This window comes from Microbulbifer maximicatervae (SeqCode) (assembly GCF_052467955.1).
Genome location: NZ_CP174329.1, coordinates 2,725,304 through 2,742,069 on the forward strand (window position 1 = coordinate 2,725,304; position 16,766 = coordinate 2,742,069).

The window sequence follows — 16,766 nt, forward strand, 5'->3', positions numbered from 1 at the left end:
GCAGCGCTCCCCGGGGGGGTATTTTTTTATGGAGTTGAATGCTATTTACTTTTATACTGTAAGTCGCAGTGCCGAACTCGCTTTCTTTTATCACAATACTCCAGATAGCTTCAGCCCAATCATTCCGGGGAGTGAAACTCAATAGAGTGGTTTTTGGCAACTCAAGCCTTCTAAATCTGTCCGAAGTATTGTTATCCTCAAAGAAGGAAACGAAACAAAGAAAAATAACTTTCTTTGTTTCTTACTTTAGCTACGATCAATTGCCTTGTAACTGGGCGTGAGTATCGAGCACGCGCGCACTATAAGTAAGCGCAGCTCCAGCATTTAGGGCTATCGCAACACCAAGTGCTTCCGCAATTTCAGCTTCAGTTGCACCATGCTCCACTGCTTTTTGTGTATGAACAGCTATACAACCATCGCAGCGAGTTGTAACTGCTACAGCAAGGGCAATTAATTCATGGATTTTTGGTTCCAAGAGACCGCTTTTAGTTGCAGCATTGTCCATTGTTCCTAAGCCACGTACTACATCAGGATTTTTGTTTGCGAATTTTCTAACACCTTTGAGCAGGTTATCGCGGTATGCATTCCAATCTTGTATCATTTTGCATAATCTCCGAAGTTATTTATAGGGTTGTGTGGGTAATACACCCGTTTGATAGCTAGTTACGGCCAGCCATTACGCCACCATCGATATCCCATACTGCACCAGTAACCCAATCTGCCTTATCCGAAAGTAAAAACGCGATGGTATTGGCAATATCTTGTGGTTTACCAACACGACCAATCGGGTGAAAATCATTAAAGCCTTGCAATGCTTCGTGTACTTCTTCTTTAGGGATAAAGCCTTCATAGATCGGTGTTTGTACAACAGCTGGCGATACTGCGTTAACACGAATGTTGTATGATGCTAATTCCATCGCCAAGTGCTGAGTCAATGAATGTAAACCTGCTTTAGCCATTGAGTAAGCTGATGATGGCGTCGCTGCAATTGCTTGTTTGGCCCACATAGAGCCAACGTTTACAATTGCACCTGCACGTTTGCTTGCAACTAAGTTGGCTGCGACTTTTTGTGTAATAAAGAAGAAGGCACGGTTAATTTTCATGTATTGGTCATAATCGGCATTATCATGCTCCAAAAACGGTTTTGGGAAAAACACTCCCGCAGCATTGACCAATAAGTCAACATCCCCATGTTGTTCATCAATTGATCGTGTTAAGTTTTGGACACCTTCATCATTAGTTAAGTTGGCTGTTAATGCTTCAACAGAACCGAGTGATGACAGTTGTACACGCGCTTCTTCTGTTTTATCAGCTCGGTGACCTACGATAACCGCTTTTCCGCCCTCGGTAAGGATCGTACGGGCAGTTTCCAAACCCATACCACTTGTGCCACCAATAACTAATAGTTTTTTACCTGCAAATTGTGCGCTCATAATGAACTCTCTTTTTTAACTGTATAAGTGGGTTTTGTTGATGTTACGCCTGGATGGAACAGCCACTCCCACATAGTAAGCCTCAGTTGACTAATGCCTGTTAGTCCGCGTTTTAATTCGTATGCTAAAGAAAAACTTTCTTAAAAATTTAAGAAGTAACTCTGTAGCTACTGACGATCGTATAAGTTCTCTCTGTATTAAGCTTGATGTGTATTTTTTATGACTTTACATTCAGTTTCAAACGAGATAATCTATCCTTACGCTAAAGAAAAACTTTACTGGTATGAGATTCCCTATACACCTAAATGCACTGAGAGCTTTTGAGGCCAGCGCTCGATACAAGAGTTTTTCTGCTGCAGCAGAAGAATTAAATGTAACTCCAGCAGCTGTTGGACAGTTGGTTCGCTCATTGGAGGACTGGCTAGGTGCCCCTTTGTTTCACCGAATGAAAAGTGGAAAAGTCCGTCTTGTTCCTACCGAAACGGCTGAAATAGCACTTCCAGATATCCGGGCTGGTTTTGACAGGTTGGTTATAGGGCTGGAACGCCTACAGGAGAGTTCGGCAAGCGGTGTATTAACAGTATCTATTAGTCCAGCTTTCGCGGCAAAGTGGCTGCTGCCAAGACTTGAACGTTTTCAGAATATTTGTCCAAATACCGATGTTCGACTTGATACTAGTTTAAAACCGGTAGACTTTGCTGTTCAGCGAGTCGATGTTGGTGTGCGTTACGGTCTTGGAAATTGGCCTGGGCTGACATCGGAAAAGCTCATGGATGAGGAAGTGTATCCTGTATGCGCTCCAAACTTTCTACATAAGCGCGGTCATTTCCACCATCCAGATGATTTGGTCAAAGAAACACTTATTCATGATTTGTCCATGGATTCCTTTACAGGGTTCCCTACTTGGTCTGAATGGTTTAAAAAAGCAGGGATTATTGAGAAAGTAAGCACACATAATATCCAAATAAACAATTCAGCTGCGGTATTGCAATCAACTATTGATGGAAACGGTATTGCGCTAGCGCGTAGCGTCATGGTCAGGGATGATCTTGCTGCAGGCCGGCTAATTAGATTATTTCCAGAAATTGACTATAAATCACCCCTGGCATATTACATAGTTTATCTTCCAGAACTGGCTGAAGTAAGCAAGGTGATTGCTTTCAAGGATTGGCTTTTTACTGAATCAGAAAGCGTGTAATAAATTATGTCTACTCTATTAACAAAATTCCCTGGACAGTTGTAGTCCAATAAATCAGGTGCTGTAACTCAATAAGGTAGTCATTGGCTACTTAAGGCTACCTTAAACTTACGATAAAATAGTACCTTCGGTGCCCTAACCTTATAGATTCAGGGAACCTGGCCCTCTAAAGCTGACAGAAGTATTGTTTTCAGTGTTCTTACTTTCCCTTCTATAAAGAGTTGATACAACAGATAATCAAATATTTTCAACCTATATCGGAAATATAGATTTTGTAATTTCTATACTTATTCGCGTTGTTGCCTTTCCGGATAATTCGTGATCCTATTTCCAGGCTGCAAATTTTCCTGTCATGGGAAATGTTTATATCTCATGCCTTATAGCAGCTCACGAGCACTATCTAATAATTTTTCGTAACAAGGAAATAGTTTTGAATAGGATAATACTAACAATCTTAATGTTGCTGGGTAGCCTCAATATATTTGCTTCAACCCCGGATGTTGAGCAGGCTAAGGACTCTTTAGAGATTGTAAAAGAATTAACCCCATGGCCTTGGGAAGAACCGGTAACTCCAATTCTTGAGGAGTATATGGCAGCTGAATTTGATCAGTACTCGGGGATGGCAAAATCCCACTATATGGTTGAAGAATTACTGATGCACAAGTGGGGCCAGTCAATCACAGAATTTATTGTATTAGCTGAGCTTCTATACACGTTTCAGCCAGAAGATTACCAGGAGCAATATAGGCCGGAATTTGATGCCGCTATTGCCGACCTGAATCTGTTCAGATTGGCAATTAATGAGTTACTGCTTCCCCATGTGCCCGGTTATAAACTGAAACAGCAAATTTTGACTAAGCGCTTTGATGGCGAGGGTATGGTAATTGCTGTCTTTGATTTGTTTGATCCGACACGCTTACAAGAGCAGCGCGAACAGTATCCCAATATTGAAGCAGAAGTTGCATTTGGTGATCCCATTACTTTCCTTCATGGTAACACCGTAATTGATATCATTTTGGATATTGCTCCGAAAGCAACTATTGTACCCGTTAGTGCCGAGAGCAAAACTTATAATGATGCAATGGCCTATATGCGGAATCGAGATGACATTAGTGTGATCAATATGAGCCGTGCGTTCCATATCACCAATGACCAACTGGACCCAGAGTTTGCAGAGCATCTTTCCGCTATTTTACAAAGTAAGATCTTTACCAAGTCACTGGGAAATACAGGTACGGATCTTGAGCATAACAACACCGATGTGAGAGAGCGCTTGGAGCTACCGCCACTCGGCAGCTTCTTTACCTATGACCTGGATTTAATCAGGGCATTCCTTGCTCAGAATGAAGGTCAGGCCGGCGCTGAGAATTTGTTTTTTGCAATCAACCTCCAGCCATTCTCAAATGAGATTTCACTTACGGCGACGGTTCCGGGTTACAACCCCTTGGCTATTAAGCAGAGCTTTGCTATTGCCGGCGATGCAGTATATTCAGCTTCCAGTCAAAACTTTGAGTCTGGTAGCTCTTTTGCTGCTCCTCAACTAGCGGCTGTCAGTCTATTGCTCCTTGAAATGGCAGACTACTATGGCCTTAGCAGGGTAGAAGCTGCTCAACTAGTGAGCAAGTCATTGAAAGATAATGCTCGCCGCAGTTGGTTGGGTGATCACAACACCGGGCTTGGGTTCGTTGACGCCCACCGGGCTATGAGCACTATTCTGAGAGCGAATAGCAAATAAGCTTGATTTAGTCATCGAGTTGACTGAGAGTGCGCTGGCAGGTTGAATATTTGCAGCCTGCCAGTTACCAGTATAGATGGTACTGTGGGTAAAGGAAGTGAATAGGAATAGGAGTGAATATTGAACATACTTTCTGCTCATATGGGGTCCTCATTCAATGAATTATCTCCACTGTTGCAATTTGCACACACTGGGGTGAAGAGGTATGAGGGTTCTGTTGTAGTCAAGCGAGGTGGAGTTATTGCGAATACTATTTGTTCAATATTTCGATTTCCGAAGGCGAGTTCAAGTTCGCAGTTAGTTGTTGATTGTGGGCACTTTTCCGATCGGATGGATTGGGTGAGAGATTTCGATGGGTTCAAGATGAGTTCATCATTTTATTCAGAAAAAAGTTACCTGGTGGAAAGGCTCGGCCCTTTGGAAATGCAGTTTACCGCTCATAATGTCGACGGAGCACTTGAATATCAGTTTTCGAAAACGAAGCTATTAGGTATACCTTTGCCCAAATTTCTTTGGCCCAAAGTCAAGGCTTATGAAACAGAGAGTGAAGGGCAGTATCAGTTCAGTGTTAGTGTGCACATGTTTTTAGTGGGGTTCATTTTATCATATGCTGGCGATCTGAAAATTACGGAGCCCGCTTGATTTAAAATGCCATTAGGGAAGAGCGATCTCAGTAACAAGCTCTTCCCCAACAACAATACATGATTTACTTACCTGGTATTAGAGGCTTCCGCTAGTCCCTTCAGGAGTTTCTGACTATCTGTATGAGCGCCAAAGACACCTCCCTGCATAGTAATCATCTTGAGAGCCGACTCATGATTGCCGATGTCGGTAGCCCCAGTGCAGTCTGATAGAAGCAGGCACTCGAATCCTCGATCATTTGCTTCCCTCATGGTGGTGTGTACACAGACGTCGGTTGTAACGCCCACGAGAATCAAGTTATCGATCCCTTTAAGCTTGAGTATTAGCCCGAAGTCTGTAGAAAAGAAGGTACCTTTGCCTGGCTTATCAATAATGACCTCACCAGCTTTGGGCGCTAGTTCAGGGATCACGTCCCAACCAGGTTCCCCTCTGACTAAAATACGTCCACATGGTCCCGGGTCGCCGATACCCGCAGCAATTTGTCGTGAGCGCCAGCGTTTGTTTGGAGGGAGGTCAGAAAGGTCGGGGCGATGTCCCTCCCGGGTGTACATAATGTGGTAGTTTTCTGCCCGCATCGCATTCAATACTTGCTGGATGGGTTCGATGGGCTTGCGCATTGCCTCCAGATCATATCCCATCTTGTCGACATAGCCGCCGGGGCTGCAAAAGTCCACCTGCATATCAATAACCACGAGAGCGGTGTTTTCTGGCCTGAGATCCCCATTATATGGCCACTTGTATGGGTTGGCCTCGACAGGGCCATTCTTGTCCGATGAATCTGAAGTGCTCATTGTCAAGGCCTCTACTTATTGATAGAGAAAGTGATTGCTAATGGATAATAGCGTTGATTGAGAGCTTGATTGAATGGCAAGGCTTTATCGGGCGCACAATTCTTGCTTAGGTGAGGCATAGCTGGATTTGCATAAGTAATAAGTGCTCATCTGGTAGTGGGTTTAGGCGTATCTCTCCTATATCTTTTATTCATGAAAGGCCAAAAATATTGTGACATCTATTTTTGTGTATACGGTTCTCTTCAAGTATTTGATCAAATTTAAAAGGCGATTTTTATTCGTATATCTAGCATATGAAATTGCGAATGCGATTTTATTGTGCGCTAAATATCTACAAACAAGATCACGGTTGGATAGTTCAAGCTTACTTCTATATTACGGTTCAAAGAGTTTGTTCTACTGATATGTGGAAGTGAAGCGTCATACTTTTTTTATTGAAAAATTATCTATATCATCCTGCGGGTCATTTTGAGTGAATTTTAGCGGAGCTTACTTGGTACTCCCATCTGATTAAGAAATATAGGGATTAAAAAATGCCCGCTTTTGTATTCATCTTTGAAGTTAAGAACCGTTTTTGGATGTAAGTAGTTAAAGGAAAGTTTGTGGAAAATCTTAAGAAGGGAATTTTCGCTGGTGTTGCATTACTGATTATCCCTATCACCATGGGGACAGTTTTCACGGTTGACGAGGGTCACGTAGGAATCGTAAAGCGATTTGGCAAGGCAGTTTCACAGGTTGATCCCGGAATTCATACGAAAGTCCCATTTATGGATAATGTGGTCGAAATCGAAGTGAGAACCCGGAAAAATGTTGAAACGATGAATGCCGCCACCGCAGAACAAATGCCGTTAAAAGCAGTGACCGCGGTGAACTGGACGGTAACTCGCAGTGCAGCCATAGATTTGTATAAGCAATATGGCGGTTTGGAACAATTTGAACAGCGGATTCTCGATCCCAGGCTGAGAAGCGCCAGTAAAGCTGGTCTGGCTGAATTCAAGGCAGAGCAGATTATCCAGAACCGGAATGCAGCAATTCGACGGATTGAGGAACTCTTGGAGGAGGAAACCAAGGGGTTGCCTATGGAATTGGGAGATGTACAGATTGAGAGCATCAGCTTGCCTCCCAAGTACATCCAATCTATTGAAACCAAGCAGACAGAGTTGAACTTGGCGGCTGCCGAAAAGCATAAATTGGAACGTCAAAAGCTGGAAGCGCAACGTGAGGTGAATACTGCTAATGCGCGCCGTGATGCCACCAAAGCTAAAGCAGATGGTGAAGCCCATAAGATTCGTGTAGAAGCCGAGGCGGAAGCTTTTGCGATTCTGGAGAAAGGGGAAGCGGAAGCTGCAGCGATTAAAGCAAAAGCTGATGCGATTGCCAGAAACCATACCTTGGTTGAATATATCCGCGCGCAGCAATGGAATGGTCAGATGCCTTCAACTATTATGGGTGGCGATCAGCCAATTCTGTGGGATATGGGGAATAACTCAGACCGCAGAAATTAAGATAGCCCAAAGCTAGAGCTTTGCTTGCTTTTTACACAAAAGGTTTGGTGCTTATCAATAGGAAGCACCAAACCTAGTTTGTTCAGTTGGCAGTATTTCTTAAATTCTAAATGATGGTACAGTCATTACTTAATGAGGACTGTTTGTTAGTCTCGTAGTTACTTGACTTGCCAATTAACTCCTCCCAATATCCGAAAGGTACTTTTCGGTGTGCTTATTACCCGGTAGATCCTGATTAAATTTATTGATGTTCCTCGGGTATCACGCACTCTAAATCAAGGAGATTCCGGTTGAAACACTTTATATGGTTTATCACTGCTGCAATATTGGTTTTTGGTGTCAGCAACTCGGTGATTGCAGAAGATGGGGGCTCATGTAGCAAGTTATGTACTTTTGTGCTCAAGAATAGTCGGACCTCAGAATATACGGTAATTAATAGGGAGAGGGCAGCCAGGCAGTTCACACCATTCTCTACTTTTAAGGTTCCCAATACCCTTATTGCACTTGACTTGGGTTTAGTTGAGAACCTGTTACAAGAGCTAACCTATAATCATGACAAATACCCGGCTAAAGAGTGGTGGCCTACAATCTGGTCAGAAAGGCCTTTGACGATTCGCGAAGCATTTCAAAATTCAGCGGTTCCGATCTATCAGCAATTAGCAACGGAGATTGGCGCTAAGAGAATGAATCAGTATTTGGCAGGTTTTAATTATGGTAATCGGGATGCTTCGTCTGGTATTGATACCTTCTGGCTCAATGAGAGTATCAAAATATCAGCGTTGGAGCAGGTAGACTTCCTGGAGCGTTTATTTACTGGTCAATTACCTGTATCGCAGTCAGTTATAGATAAATTTAAAGAAGTGATGCTAGTAGAGGAGACTGATGCCTATAAGCTATATGCAAAAACAGGAGGAGGGCCATTAGCTAAGAATAAGGCTTTAGGTTGGTATATTGGAATTGTTGAGTCCAATAACAATATTCATTATTTTGCGATTAACATAGATGGCAGTAGTTTTCGGGAAGTACAAAAGAAAAGAATTGAAATTGCCAGAAAAAAACTATCTGAGTTGGGGATTATTTAGGCTCTTTATAGCGAAGCTGTGGTACGTCTGTTTTTGCCGCTGCCGATAAAATAACCAATTTGGATAAGCTTCTGCTTGTGTCAGGTTTCACCAAGCAGGTTGAGGGGTTTCCTGAGCTAGTAAAATCTGGATTTGCGGAAGGCGTACAGCAGGGTGCACCAATTTCTCAGGATAAACTGCAGAAGATTCTTGAAAGTGCAGATAATACAATTTTACCGTCCATCATTATGGATGAAGTGCGCTCGTCACTGAGTACTTCTCTGACCGATAAAGATGTTGGGGTCTTATTGGCTTGGTATGAGTCAGATATCGGTAAGAAAATTACCAAGGCTGAAGAGGAAGGAAGCTCTGAAGAGGCATTCCAGAATTTGATGGCTGACACAAAGCGCGTTGAAATGGCAACTCGTATTGATCAGCTTGTTGGTGCTACCGATATGGCGATGGAGATGCAGATCTCTACGGGTATTGCTGTCTATTCCGCAGTTACGGCAGTGATGGCTCCCGGCCAAGAGATCAATCTAGATGCTTATAAGGCACAAATGGAAGCAATGAAGCCCCAGATGCGTCAAAATGTTGAGCAATTTGTTACTCTCTCTTTCGTGCAAACTTATCAAGGCTTCGACGATACAAGCTTAGCGAAATATGAGGAGTTCCTGAGCCAGCCAGAAGCTAAAAAATTCAATTCCTCTTCAATGGCAGGGCTTAATAAAGCTTTAACACAAGTAATCGGCCGTTGGTCCGGTGATATGGCTTCTATACTTAAAAACGAAGCGAACTGATTATGGGATAGGGAGCTCCTGAATATCTTTGTGCTTCTTAATTTGATATTTAGGGGTTTCTTGACCTGTCGCCTGTTTCCATATTATCTGTAAAGGAAGCAGGCGGTATGACCATCACGCTTTAACCCCTCCACTCTATCCCCTAAAGTGAGTCTCACAGCCTCGTCAATTATTGATAAATTAACTTGTCAATTCAAATCATTATATTCTCTTGCACTTCTACAGTCCGATTAGCTGGAATACGATAATAGTCTATAGTACTACTTGAATTCCTTACCATGGCGGCAAAGATCCGCTCTCGCCAATTTGCCATTTTGCTATAACCGCCTTTAACAGGAAACACATTGTATCGGCAGGTGAAGAAAGAAGACTTACTTGGATCTATATCCAAAAGGTGCATTTTGTTGAGTTTATTTATGGCTCCTTCGACATCTGGGCGTTCCATATATCCATAGCGTAAGATTAGCCTGAAACATCCCTCTCTAATCTTGCTAATGATTGCTCGGTTCTTTGGGAGTACTTTTGGTGTGTTGGCCGACGTAACGGTTAGGAAAAGATTCTTTTCATGAAGGACACTATTGTGCTTCAAATTGTATATCAGGGCATGAGGTACAAAGAGTTGATTGGTTCCCACAAATATTGCAGTTCCAGGTACTCGTAATGGGGGATTATCAAAAAGTGAGTTTAAATAGGGCTCTAATTTAAAATTTTTCCCCTGTAAGTAACAATTTATCGCTTTTTTTCCATCTCTCCAAGTAATCATCAGCATCGCAATAAAGGCGGCTAAACTTATAGAGAACCACCCCCCGTGGCCTATCTTTGCCAGGTTTGAAGTAACAAAGGCAAAATCAATAAAAGCAAAGAATGAGCCGACAGCCAGGCAAATTATCAGATTGTATTTGAGGTAGTGGCGATACACGATTGCTGCAATGCAGGAGGTAATCAACATTGCGCCACTCACTGATACACCATAAGCACTAGCCAGGTGGACTGAGCTTCCAAAGAGAATTGCCACCAGTATTACCGCTGTCATTAATAGGTAATTGACACCGGGCATATAGACTTGTCCCGCGAGTGCTGATGACGTGTGCCGGATGGCAAAACGGGGCATCAAGCCAAGTTGGATTCCTTGTTTTGTCAGGGAGAAGGTCCCCGAGATACAGGCCTGGGAAGCGATGCAGGTTGCTACAGTTGCAAGAATAATCATTGGGTAGAGCGACCAGTCCGGGTACATCCGGTAAAAGGGGTTGTCTACCGCAGAGGTGTCACTAATAAGTAGAGCGCCCTGTCCCATATAGTTCAACACCAGGGCGGGGAATACCAAACCTATCCAGGCAATTCTTATAGGCATGCGTCCAAAATGCCCCATGTCGGTATATAGAGCCTCTCCTCCGGTAAACACCAGTAACACTGCACCTAATATCCAGAAGGAAGCCATGCCATGGTTAGTGAGGAAGCTCACAGCATGTAGGGGATTAATGGAGTGGAGGATTACAGGGTTTTGGAGCACCCAGTAAAGGCCCGCGAGCAGCAAAACTAAGAACCAGATGGCGGTAATCGGGCCGAACAGTTTCCCCACGGTTTCGGTACCGAAGCGCTGTACAAAAAACAATCCAAAGAGTATGCCGATAGAAATTGGCAGGATAAACGGTTTTAGAGTCTTATTGACTATCTCGAGCCCCTCGACTGCGGAGAGTACGGAGATGGCTGGTGTGATAACGGCATCACCAAAAAATAGTGCCGCCCCACAGATTCCGCCGCCGATAATGAGCTTTCTTAATAATTCTCGCCCTTTTGTCGCTTCCAGAGCCAGTGTCATCAGCGCCATGATCCCGCCTTCCCCTCGGTTGTCCAAGCGCATTACCAATATGACGTACTTAATAGTGACAATGAGGGTAAGTGCCCAGAAGACAGCAGAGACCCCACCAATAATGGTCTCGGTGTTATGGGGAATTCCAAACCGGGGGTGGAAAATCAGTTTAAAGGCGTAGAGTGGGCTAGTGCCGATATCACCAAATACAACCCCGAGAGCGGCAAGTGATAGAACCCAGTGTTTTCTTGCGCCTTCTGAGCGAGATTCCATTTGCAACTCTTATCATCCGGTGTCATACAAAGGCAGTGATTTAAGACTTATCAGGGGTTTTGCTGTCATCACTTGGACGGTGGATATCAGCGCGCAAGAAATAGTTTTCCCTGAGACTGATCTTAGCAATACATTGCTAAGGCACCATGTGAGCTACTGTGCAGGGTGCAAACTTACGAGCCGATAAAGTGAGATGTAAGAGAGGTATCCGCGTAATTGAGCAATTGTGTCAGGCAGTTATAAAGGCAGCTCTTTTGGCGGGGATCTTATTGTTAGTAAGGCGGGACTACAGGAGCCTCCCCAATGAAAGCATCGGACCTTTTTATTCGTGCCCTGGAGAAAGAGGGCGTTGAGTACATCTTCGCGATTCCTGGTGAGGAAAACCTGGATATGCTGGAGTCTTTGCGGGGTTCAAAGATAAAACTAATTGTCACGCGCCATGAACAAGGTGCCGGTTTTATGGCTGCTACCTATGGTCGGCTTACGGGCAAACCAGGTGTCTGCATGTCTACTTTGGGGCCGGGGGCCACGAACCTTGTGACAGCTGCAGCCTATGCCCAGCTCGGTGGAATGCCGATGGTGATGGTCACTGGTCAAAAACCTATCAAAAGTTCCAAGCAAGGCCAATTCCAGATTATTGATATTGTTGACATGATGCGTCCGCTGACCAAGTTCACCAAGACCATTGTGGGGGGCGACTATGTGCCAGCTCATGTCCGTGAAGCCTTCCGGCAATCGGAAGAGGAGCGGCCGGGGGCGACCCACTTGGAATTTCCTGAAGATATTGCCCGTGAACACTCCACCATGCCGGTCTTGGAACCCAGCTATAACCGCAGGCCAATTGCCGAAGAGAAGGCGGTGCGCAAAGCCGCAGAAGCGATTGCGGCATCCCGTAAACCACTGCTGTTGGTGGGAGCAGGCGCAAACCGTAAATTAACCGCCAAAATGTTGCGCAAGTTTGTCGACAAGCTGGGTGTTCCGGTGGTGACAACTCAGATGGGTAAGGGAGTAATTGATGAATCGGGCCCGCACTTTATTGGAAATACCGCGCTATCCGATGGGGATTTTGTTCACCGGGCCATTGAGCAGGCCGACCTGATTATCAATGTGGGTCACGATGTTGTAGAAAAGCCGCCTTTCTTTATGCGTCCCGGTGGCCCGGAAGTTGTACATATCAACTTCAATTCAGCGCAAGTGGATCCGGTCTACTTCCCGCAGATAGAGGTGGTTGGCGATATTGCCAACAGCTTGTGGCAGTTGGACCAGCACTTGGAACCCCAGGATCACTGGAGCTTTACCGATGCGCACCGTATCCGTGCCGCGCTTCAAAAGCATATCCAGGAGGGCTCAAATGCCACCACTTTCCCAATTCGTCCGCAACGACTGGTAAAGGATCTCCGCGAAGTAATGCCGGAGAAGGGAATTATTGCGCTTGATAATGGCATGTTCAAAATCTGGTTCGCGCGGAATTATCCTGCTTTAGCCCCGAATACCGTGCTGCTCGACAATGCACTGGCAACGATGGGGGCGGGCTTGCCTTCGGCAATGGCTGCCAAGTTGGTGTGCCCAGACCGCCGTGTGGTTGCAATTTGTGGGGATGGGGGCTTTATGATGAATTCCCAGGAGATTGAAACGGCGGTTCGTTTAAAACTTGACCTTATCGTGCTTATTTTGCGCGATGATGCCTACGGAATGATCAAGTGGAAGCAGGCCATGATGGAGTTTGATAACTTTGGTCTGGATTTTGGTAATCCTGATTTTGTCGACTATGCAAAATCCTATGGTGCTCATGGCCACAGAATAACGGCCACGGATGAATTTAAACCGATGATAGAAAAATGTTGCAGGGCGGGTGGGGTACATCTCGTGGATGTGCCTGTTGATTACAGTCACAACGACCGTATCCTGAATCATGAAATTCGCGAGTTGTCGAGTAAGTTGTAGAGGTAGCCGGCTCGGGTAAGGTAGTTGTAACAGGGAGGTGTTCGGCTTTCTTTTAAACAAGCTCCTCGGGCCCGAGTACTTTAAAGTAGGGGCCAATATCCAGCCTTATGGAGGACATGGCAATCTTGATCATTTCTCTGCGATCTTCAAGTATGTCCTCCTTAGCTATTCCATGTAGAACCATATAATCTTCATATTTCCCGGTAATAAAGTCCTCTTTCCGTATACCTTCGTAAGCTCTACATAAAACTCCATGAAGGTTCTCTATAAATTGGCGGCGGCTCTGCATTGTTTGTCGGGGCCCATGCTCGACTTCGAGTTCATGAGCATGTTCATAGTTGATATTCACCAAGCAAAAATTTGTTTTGTTCTCTTTCCATGCTCTTGCCGCCTGGTTGAGTTCTACGATCAGGGTGAAGGGCAGGTCGGCAAACATGGGATTGTGGTCAGTGAAATCGAGAAATGCGTATCCGGCCCTAAGGTAACTGCTGGCTCTTTCAGTGAGGTCGTAACTATGAATATCACCGGTACGGATTGATTCGCTATCGGTATCCATCTGGCAGTTGAGACACAAAAACCCTATTTCCACTTCTGAACTCGCGTGGCCGCAGGCATTACAAATGAGCTTTTCGCATTCCGTCACAACCGTCCAGCAATCGAACATAATATTAAAACCGACGATAACTTTGGAGTTGGAACTGTAGTGAGGGGGAAGGTTGACGCTAGATACAAACAACTGCGCTAATATTTTGTCGCTGTCTTTGTGATTAGTACAATTAGTATCCGATGCCACGCCCGTTAAGAGTAAGAAAAAATTCGCCAGTCAGAACTGGATGATTATCTAACCATGCCGACTGTAATAGATAATTCTGATAGAGTGTATGAAGCGATTGTTGTCAATTAAAAGAAATAGCAAGCTGAAATGAGCGATAAAGGTGATATGCTAGATTACTTGAAGTTTTACACCTATAATTTACTTCATTTTGCAGGCCTACAAGAGCGAAGGGCGTCTTTCTTAGTCCAATCTTAAGGTGGTGAGCTTCTTACGTTTCGCTGTTTTTACTGGGGTTGTATTCTTCTAATGTTGCTGTACTGCTGCCGTAGTAATATTTCTTGGTGGTTAACCTGCACCAAGCTTATTATTTGGGTGGTAGATAGGTCTCAAAGCCAATTCTTACCTGGTGGCATTCATTGACCCTTTAGTTCCCCTCCTGATACTATCCCCGCCCAAATTCATCTTGATAAAAACAGCTGGATTCTCCTGGTTGGTATAGATGCGGTAAGTGGCAAGGTTAAAGTACTGTCTTTTTGATCCGACTACAGGCCTTTCTGGATCTAAATCTGTAGAGATGAAAAACTGGAGTTCTGCACGGAGTATTTCTGGTAGTACTTATGAACAATTTAAAGCTTATTTGACAGGTGGAAGTGATTTTGAATACTACTTTAGCAATGGTTTAAATGATGCTATGAAGGGTCAATTTCAGAATGTTTTTAAGAGCTCTTCAAAGGCAAATGAATTATTTGATGCCAACCCGGAGTTCTTTATACGCCAAGATATTTCAGATGCTGACATGCTAATTGACTTAGCTAATAAAGGGCTATTGACTAATCACCCTTTATTGGATTTTGTACACTGATGGATAGGCATTATATGTATAAAAAAATATCTGAAATTAAATCTGTCAGCAAAGGCTATTCTTTAGAGGGTAGCATGCTGACTTATCAATCAGGATCAAAAATTTTTCAGTATGATATAGTAAGTGAGAAAGAAATATTTGACTCACATGTTGAGAGTGATTTCAAGGGGTTGGTAAGGATAGATGATGTTCTTATTGGTATTTCGGGTTCTGGATACGCATTTTTTGACTCTCAACTCGCCACTGTAAAATCGGTCACTATTGAAAATCCGGTATGTGATTTCAGTATATATAACGAAAAATTAATTGTAGTGAGGACTGACTATGACTACTCTCTTTTTCTGTCAAGGCAAGGTATTCAAGATATTTTTCTAGATAAGGTTATCTGGGAAGCGGATTTTGGAGAGAATATTAGGGTTGAGTCAAATATAGCCTTTACAGTTTCGCTTAAAGGAATTGGTAGGCGAGACCTTGAGTGTGGAGAAGTTAAGTGGTCTGTGGAAATGGCCAGTGGAAAATATCTTCCTGAATTAGTTGGGGCTGATAACAATATAGTTGTTTTTTGTTTTAAAGGGTTAGATAAAGTAGTTGCCTTTAATATTGAGACAGGAGAAGTTAAATGGGAGATACAAACTTTTGCTAGAGGGTTGTGCATTGATAAAACGAAGGGGCTCCTTCATCAAATGCTAGTTAATTATGCCGCTTATGATTTAATGACAGGGGAGTTAAAGGATAATTATCAAAATTTTCCATATTTTGAATCAGTAGGCATAGGGTCGCAAAGAAGTAATTATATTCTGGAAGGAAGTCATATACTTACCACAGACCAGAAAAAAGGTGTTATTGGAGCATTTAATACTGTTACCCATGAATTTGATTGGGTGCACAAAGAAGAGGGTGTCAGTTTTCCGCCTCCTACTCCTATTATTTATAGAGCTCCTTATTTGCTGGTTTATGATAACTTGGGCACATTACATGTCTTTGAAAAGGAATGCATGTGATATTGGCTATGCTCTCTTAATTTAATGTTGTAAAGTAATAAGCAGAATCTAAATCTTGTAGTGGGTGGTTCATATCTGCTCACTACTACTTCAAAGAGATTTAGGAAGTGCGGTCGCTTACTAATTACTTTTCATCTTATTAATATACAGATTCTCATGGCCAGAAAAGTGGTAGGTTGTTAGAGATATTGTTTCTGGCTATGAAGATTTGAATACTATTTTGATTGCTGATCCATTATTTTTGATGCATAGCCCTCTTTTTGTTATTTGCGTATATGGCAAAGGAGCCTGCGAGCTTTTTTTACTACGATTTACTAGCATTGGCCCCAAAAGGTTGTTTTCTTTAGTTAGATATTTAGATTAGCAAGTAGAGATAATGGGCTTCCAGCTACTATTTTACCCTAGTTATATTAAAGGTAACCCTGGAATATTTTCGCAGAGGCCCCATCATTAATGGCTTAATGGCTTAATGGCTTAATGGCTTAATGGCTTAATGGCTGCCAAGCTGGTTTACCCTGACCGCTGTGTGGTTGCAATTTGTTGTGGGGATGGGGGCTTTATGATGAATTCCCAGGAGATTGAAACGGCGGTTCGTTTAAAACTTGACCTTATCGTGCTTATTTTGCGCGATGATGCCTACGGAATGATCAAGTGGAAGCAGGCCATGATGGAGTTTGATAACTTTGGTCTGGATTTTGGTAATCCTGATTTTGTCGATTATGCAAAATCCTATGGTGCTCATGGCCACAGAATAACGGCCACAGATGAGTTTAAGCCGATGATAGAAAAATGCTGTAGGGCGGGTGGGGTCCATCTCGTGGATGTGCCCGTGGATTACAGCCACAACGACCGTATCCTGAATCATGAAATTCGCGAGTTGTCGAGTAAGTTGTAGGGGTAGCCGGCTCGGGTAAGGTAGTTGTAACAGGGAGGTGT

The 16,766-nt window shown here is 43.6% G+C and carries 15 protein-coding genes; 10 read left to right on the forward strand and 5 right to left on the reverse strand.

Going from position 1 to position 16,766, the window contains the following annotated elements:
- Nucleotides 1-256: 256 nt before the first annotated feature.
- Both ACJJI5_RS11745 and ACJJI5_RS11750 read right to left on the reverse strand, forming a co-directional pair.
- Nucleotides 257-601 carry a carboxymuconolactone decarboxylase family protein gene (locus tag ACJJI5_RS11745; protein WP_445354085.1) on the reverse strand — a complete coding sequence of 115 codons (345 nt, stop codon included), beginning with the start codon at nucleotides 599-601 and terminating at the stop codon, nucleotides 257-259.
- 58 nt (nucleotides 602-659) lie between these two features.
- Nucleotides 660-1,433 (reverse strand): SDR family NAD(P)-dependent oxidoreductase, encoded by a 774-nt coding sequence (locus tag ACJJI5_RS11750; RefSeq protein WP_445354086.1) that lies wholly within the window; start codon nucleotides 1,431-1,433, stop codon nucleotides 660-662.
- 283 nt (nucleotides 1,434-1,716) lie between these two features.
- On the opposite strand from ACJJI5_RS11750, the gene gcvA reads away from it, so the two are divergent.
- The 3 genes from gcvA (at nucleotide 1,717) to ACJJI5_RS11765 (ending at nucleotide 5,008) form a co-directional block, all read left to right on the forward strand.
- Nucleotides 1,717-2,631 carry a transcriptional regulator GcvA gene (gcvA, locus tag ACJJI5_RS11755; protein WP_445354087.1) on the forward strand — a complete coding sequence of 305 codons (915 nt, stop codon included), beginning with the start codon at nucleotides 1,717-1,719 and terminating at the stop codon, nucleotides 2,629-2,631.
- 430 nt (nucleotides 2,632-3,061) lie between these two features.
- A complete protein-coding gene (locus ACJJI5_RS11760; protein WP_445354088.1) occupies nucleotides 3,062-4,366 on the forward strand; it encodes a S8/S53 family peptidase in 1,305 nt (434 codons plus the stop codon).
- 120 nt (nucleotides 4,367-4,486) lie between these two features.
- Nucleotides 4,487-5,008 (forward strand): DUF4166 domain-containing protein, encoded by a 522-nt coding sequence (locus ACJJI5_RS11765; protein WP_445354089.1) that lies wholly within the window; start codon nucleotides 4,487-4,489, stop codon nucleotides 5,006-5,008.
- Nucleotides 5,009-5,076: 68 nt separating this feature from the next.
- Here ACJJI5_RS11765 and biuH read toward each other — a convergent pair whose 3' ends face one another.
- A complete protein-coding gene (biuH, locus tag ACJJI5_RS11770; protein ID WP_445354090.1) occupies nucleotides 5,077-5,799 on the reverse strand; it encodes a biuret amidohydrolase in 723 nt (240 codons plus the stop codon).
- Between the two features lie 602 nt (nucleotides 5,800-6,401).
- Between biuH and ACJJI5_RS11775 the strand changes: the two genes are divergently transcribed.
- The 3 genes from ACJJI5_RS11775 (at nucleotide 6,402) to ACJJI5_RS11785 (ending at nucleotide 9,165) form a co-directional block, all read left to right on the forward strand.
- The gene (locus ACJJI5_RS11775) at nucleotides 6,402-7,304 is read left to right on the forward strand and encodes a prohibitin family protein (RefSeq protein WP_444927968.1); all 903 of its coding nucleotides are present in this window, start codon (nucleotides 6,402-6,404) and stop codon (nucleotides 7,302-7,304) included.
- A 290-nt stretch (nucleotides 7,305-7,594) separates the two neighbouring features.
- Nucleotides 7,595-8,386: a penicillin-binding transpeptidase domain-containing protein gene (locus tag ACJJI5_RS11780; RefSeq protein ID WP_445354091.1), complete on the forward strand. Its 792-nt coding sequence runs from the start codon at nucleotides 7,595-7,597 to the stop codon at nucleotides 8,384-8,386.
- A gap of 59 nt (nucleotides 8,387-8,445) precedes the next feature.
- Complete coding sequence (locus tag ACJJI5_RS11785; protein WP_445354092.1) at nucleotides 8,446-9,165, forward strand: DUF2059 domain-containing protein; 720 nt, start codon at nucleotides 8,446-8,448, stop codon at nucleotides 9,163-9,165.
- A 193-nt stretch (nucleotides 9,166-9,358) separates the two neighbouring features.
- Here the strand turns inward: ACJJI5_RS11785 and ACJJI5_RS11790 are convergent, their stop codons facing one another.
- A complete protein-coding gene (locus tag ACJJI5_RS11790) occupies nucleotides 9,359-11,248 on the reverse strand; it encodes a potassium transporter Kup (protein ID WP_445354093.1) in 1,890 nt (629 codons plus the stop codon).
- Nucleotides 11,249-11,551: 303 nt separating this feature from the next.
- Here ACJJI5_RS11790 and ACJJI5_RS11795 point away from each other — a divergent pair, with 303 nt between their 5' ends.
- A complete protein-coding gene (locus ACJJI5_RS11795) occupies nucleotides 11,552-13,192 on the forward strand; it encodes an acetolactate synthase large subunit (RefSeq protein ID WP_445354094.1) in 1,641 nt (546 codons plus the stop codon).
- 52 nt (nucleotides 13,193-13,244) lie between these two features.
- On the opposite strand, the gene ACJJI5_RS11800 is transcribed toward ACJJI5_RS11795, so the two are convergent.
- Nucleotides 13,245-13,781 (reverse strand): hypothetical protein, encoded by a 537-nt coding sequence (locus tag ACJJI5_RS11800; protein ID WP_445354095.1) that lies wholly within the window; start codon nucleotides 13,779-13,781, stop codon nucleotides 13,245-13,247.
- 694 nt (nucleotides 13,782-14,475) lie between these two features.
- Between ACJJI5_RS11800 and ACJJI5_RS11805 the strand changes: the two genes are divergently transcribed.
- The 3 genes from ACJJI5_RS11805 to ACJJI5_RS11815 all read left to right on the forward strand — a co-directional run bounded on the left by ACJJI5_RS11805 (nucleotide 14,476) and on the right by ACJJI5_RS11815 (nucleotide 16,725).
- Nucleotides 14,476-14,829 carry a hypothetical protein gene (locus ACJJI5_RS11805; protein WP_445354096.1) on the forward strand — a complete coding sequence of 118 codons (354 nt, stop codon included), beginning with the start codon at nucleotides 14,476-14,478 and terminating at the stop codon, nucleotides 14,827-14,829.
- A gap of 14 nt (nucleotides 14,830-14,843) precedes the next feature.
- Nucleotides 14,844-15,830, forward strand: coding sequence for a PQQ-binding-like beta-propeller repeat protein (locus ACJJI5_RS11810; protein WP_445354097.1), 987 nt, complete (start codon nucleotides 14,844-14,846; stop codon nucleotides 15,828-15,830).
- Between the two features lie 493 nt (nucleotides 15,831-16,323).
- Nucleotides 16,324-16,725 (forward strand): thiamine pyrophosphate-dependent enzyme, encoded by a 402-nt coding sequence (locus tag ACJJI5_RS11815; protein WP_444959517.1) that lies wholly within the window; start codon nucleotides 16,324-16,326, stop codon nucleotides 16,723-16,725.
- The last annotated feature ends 41 nt before the right edge of the window (nucleotides 16,726-16,766 follow it).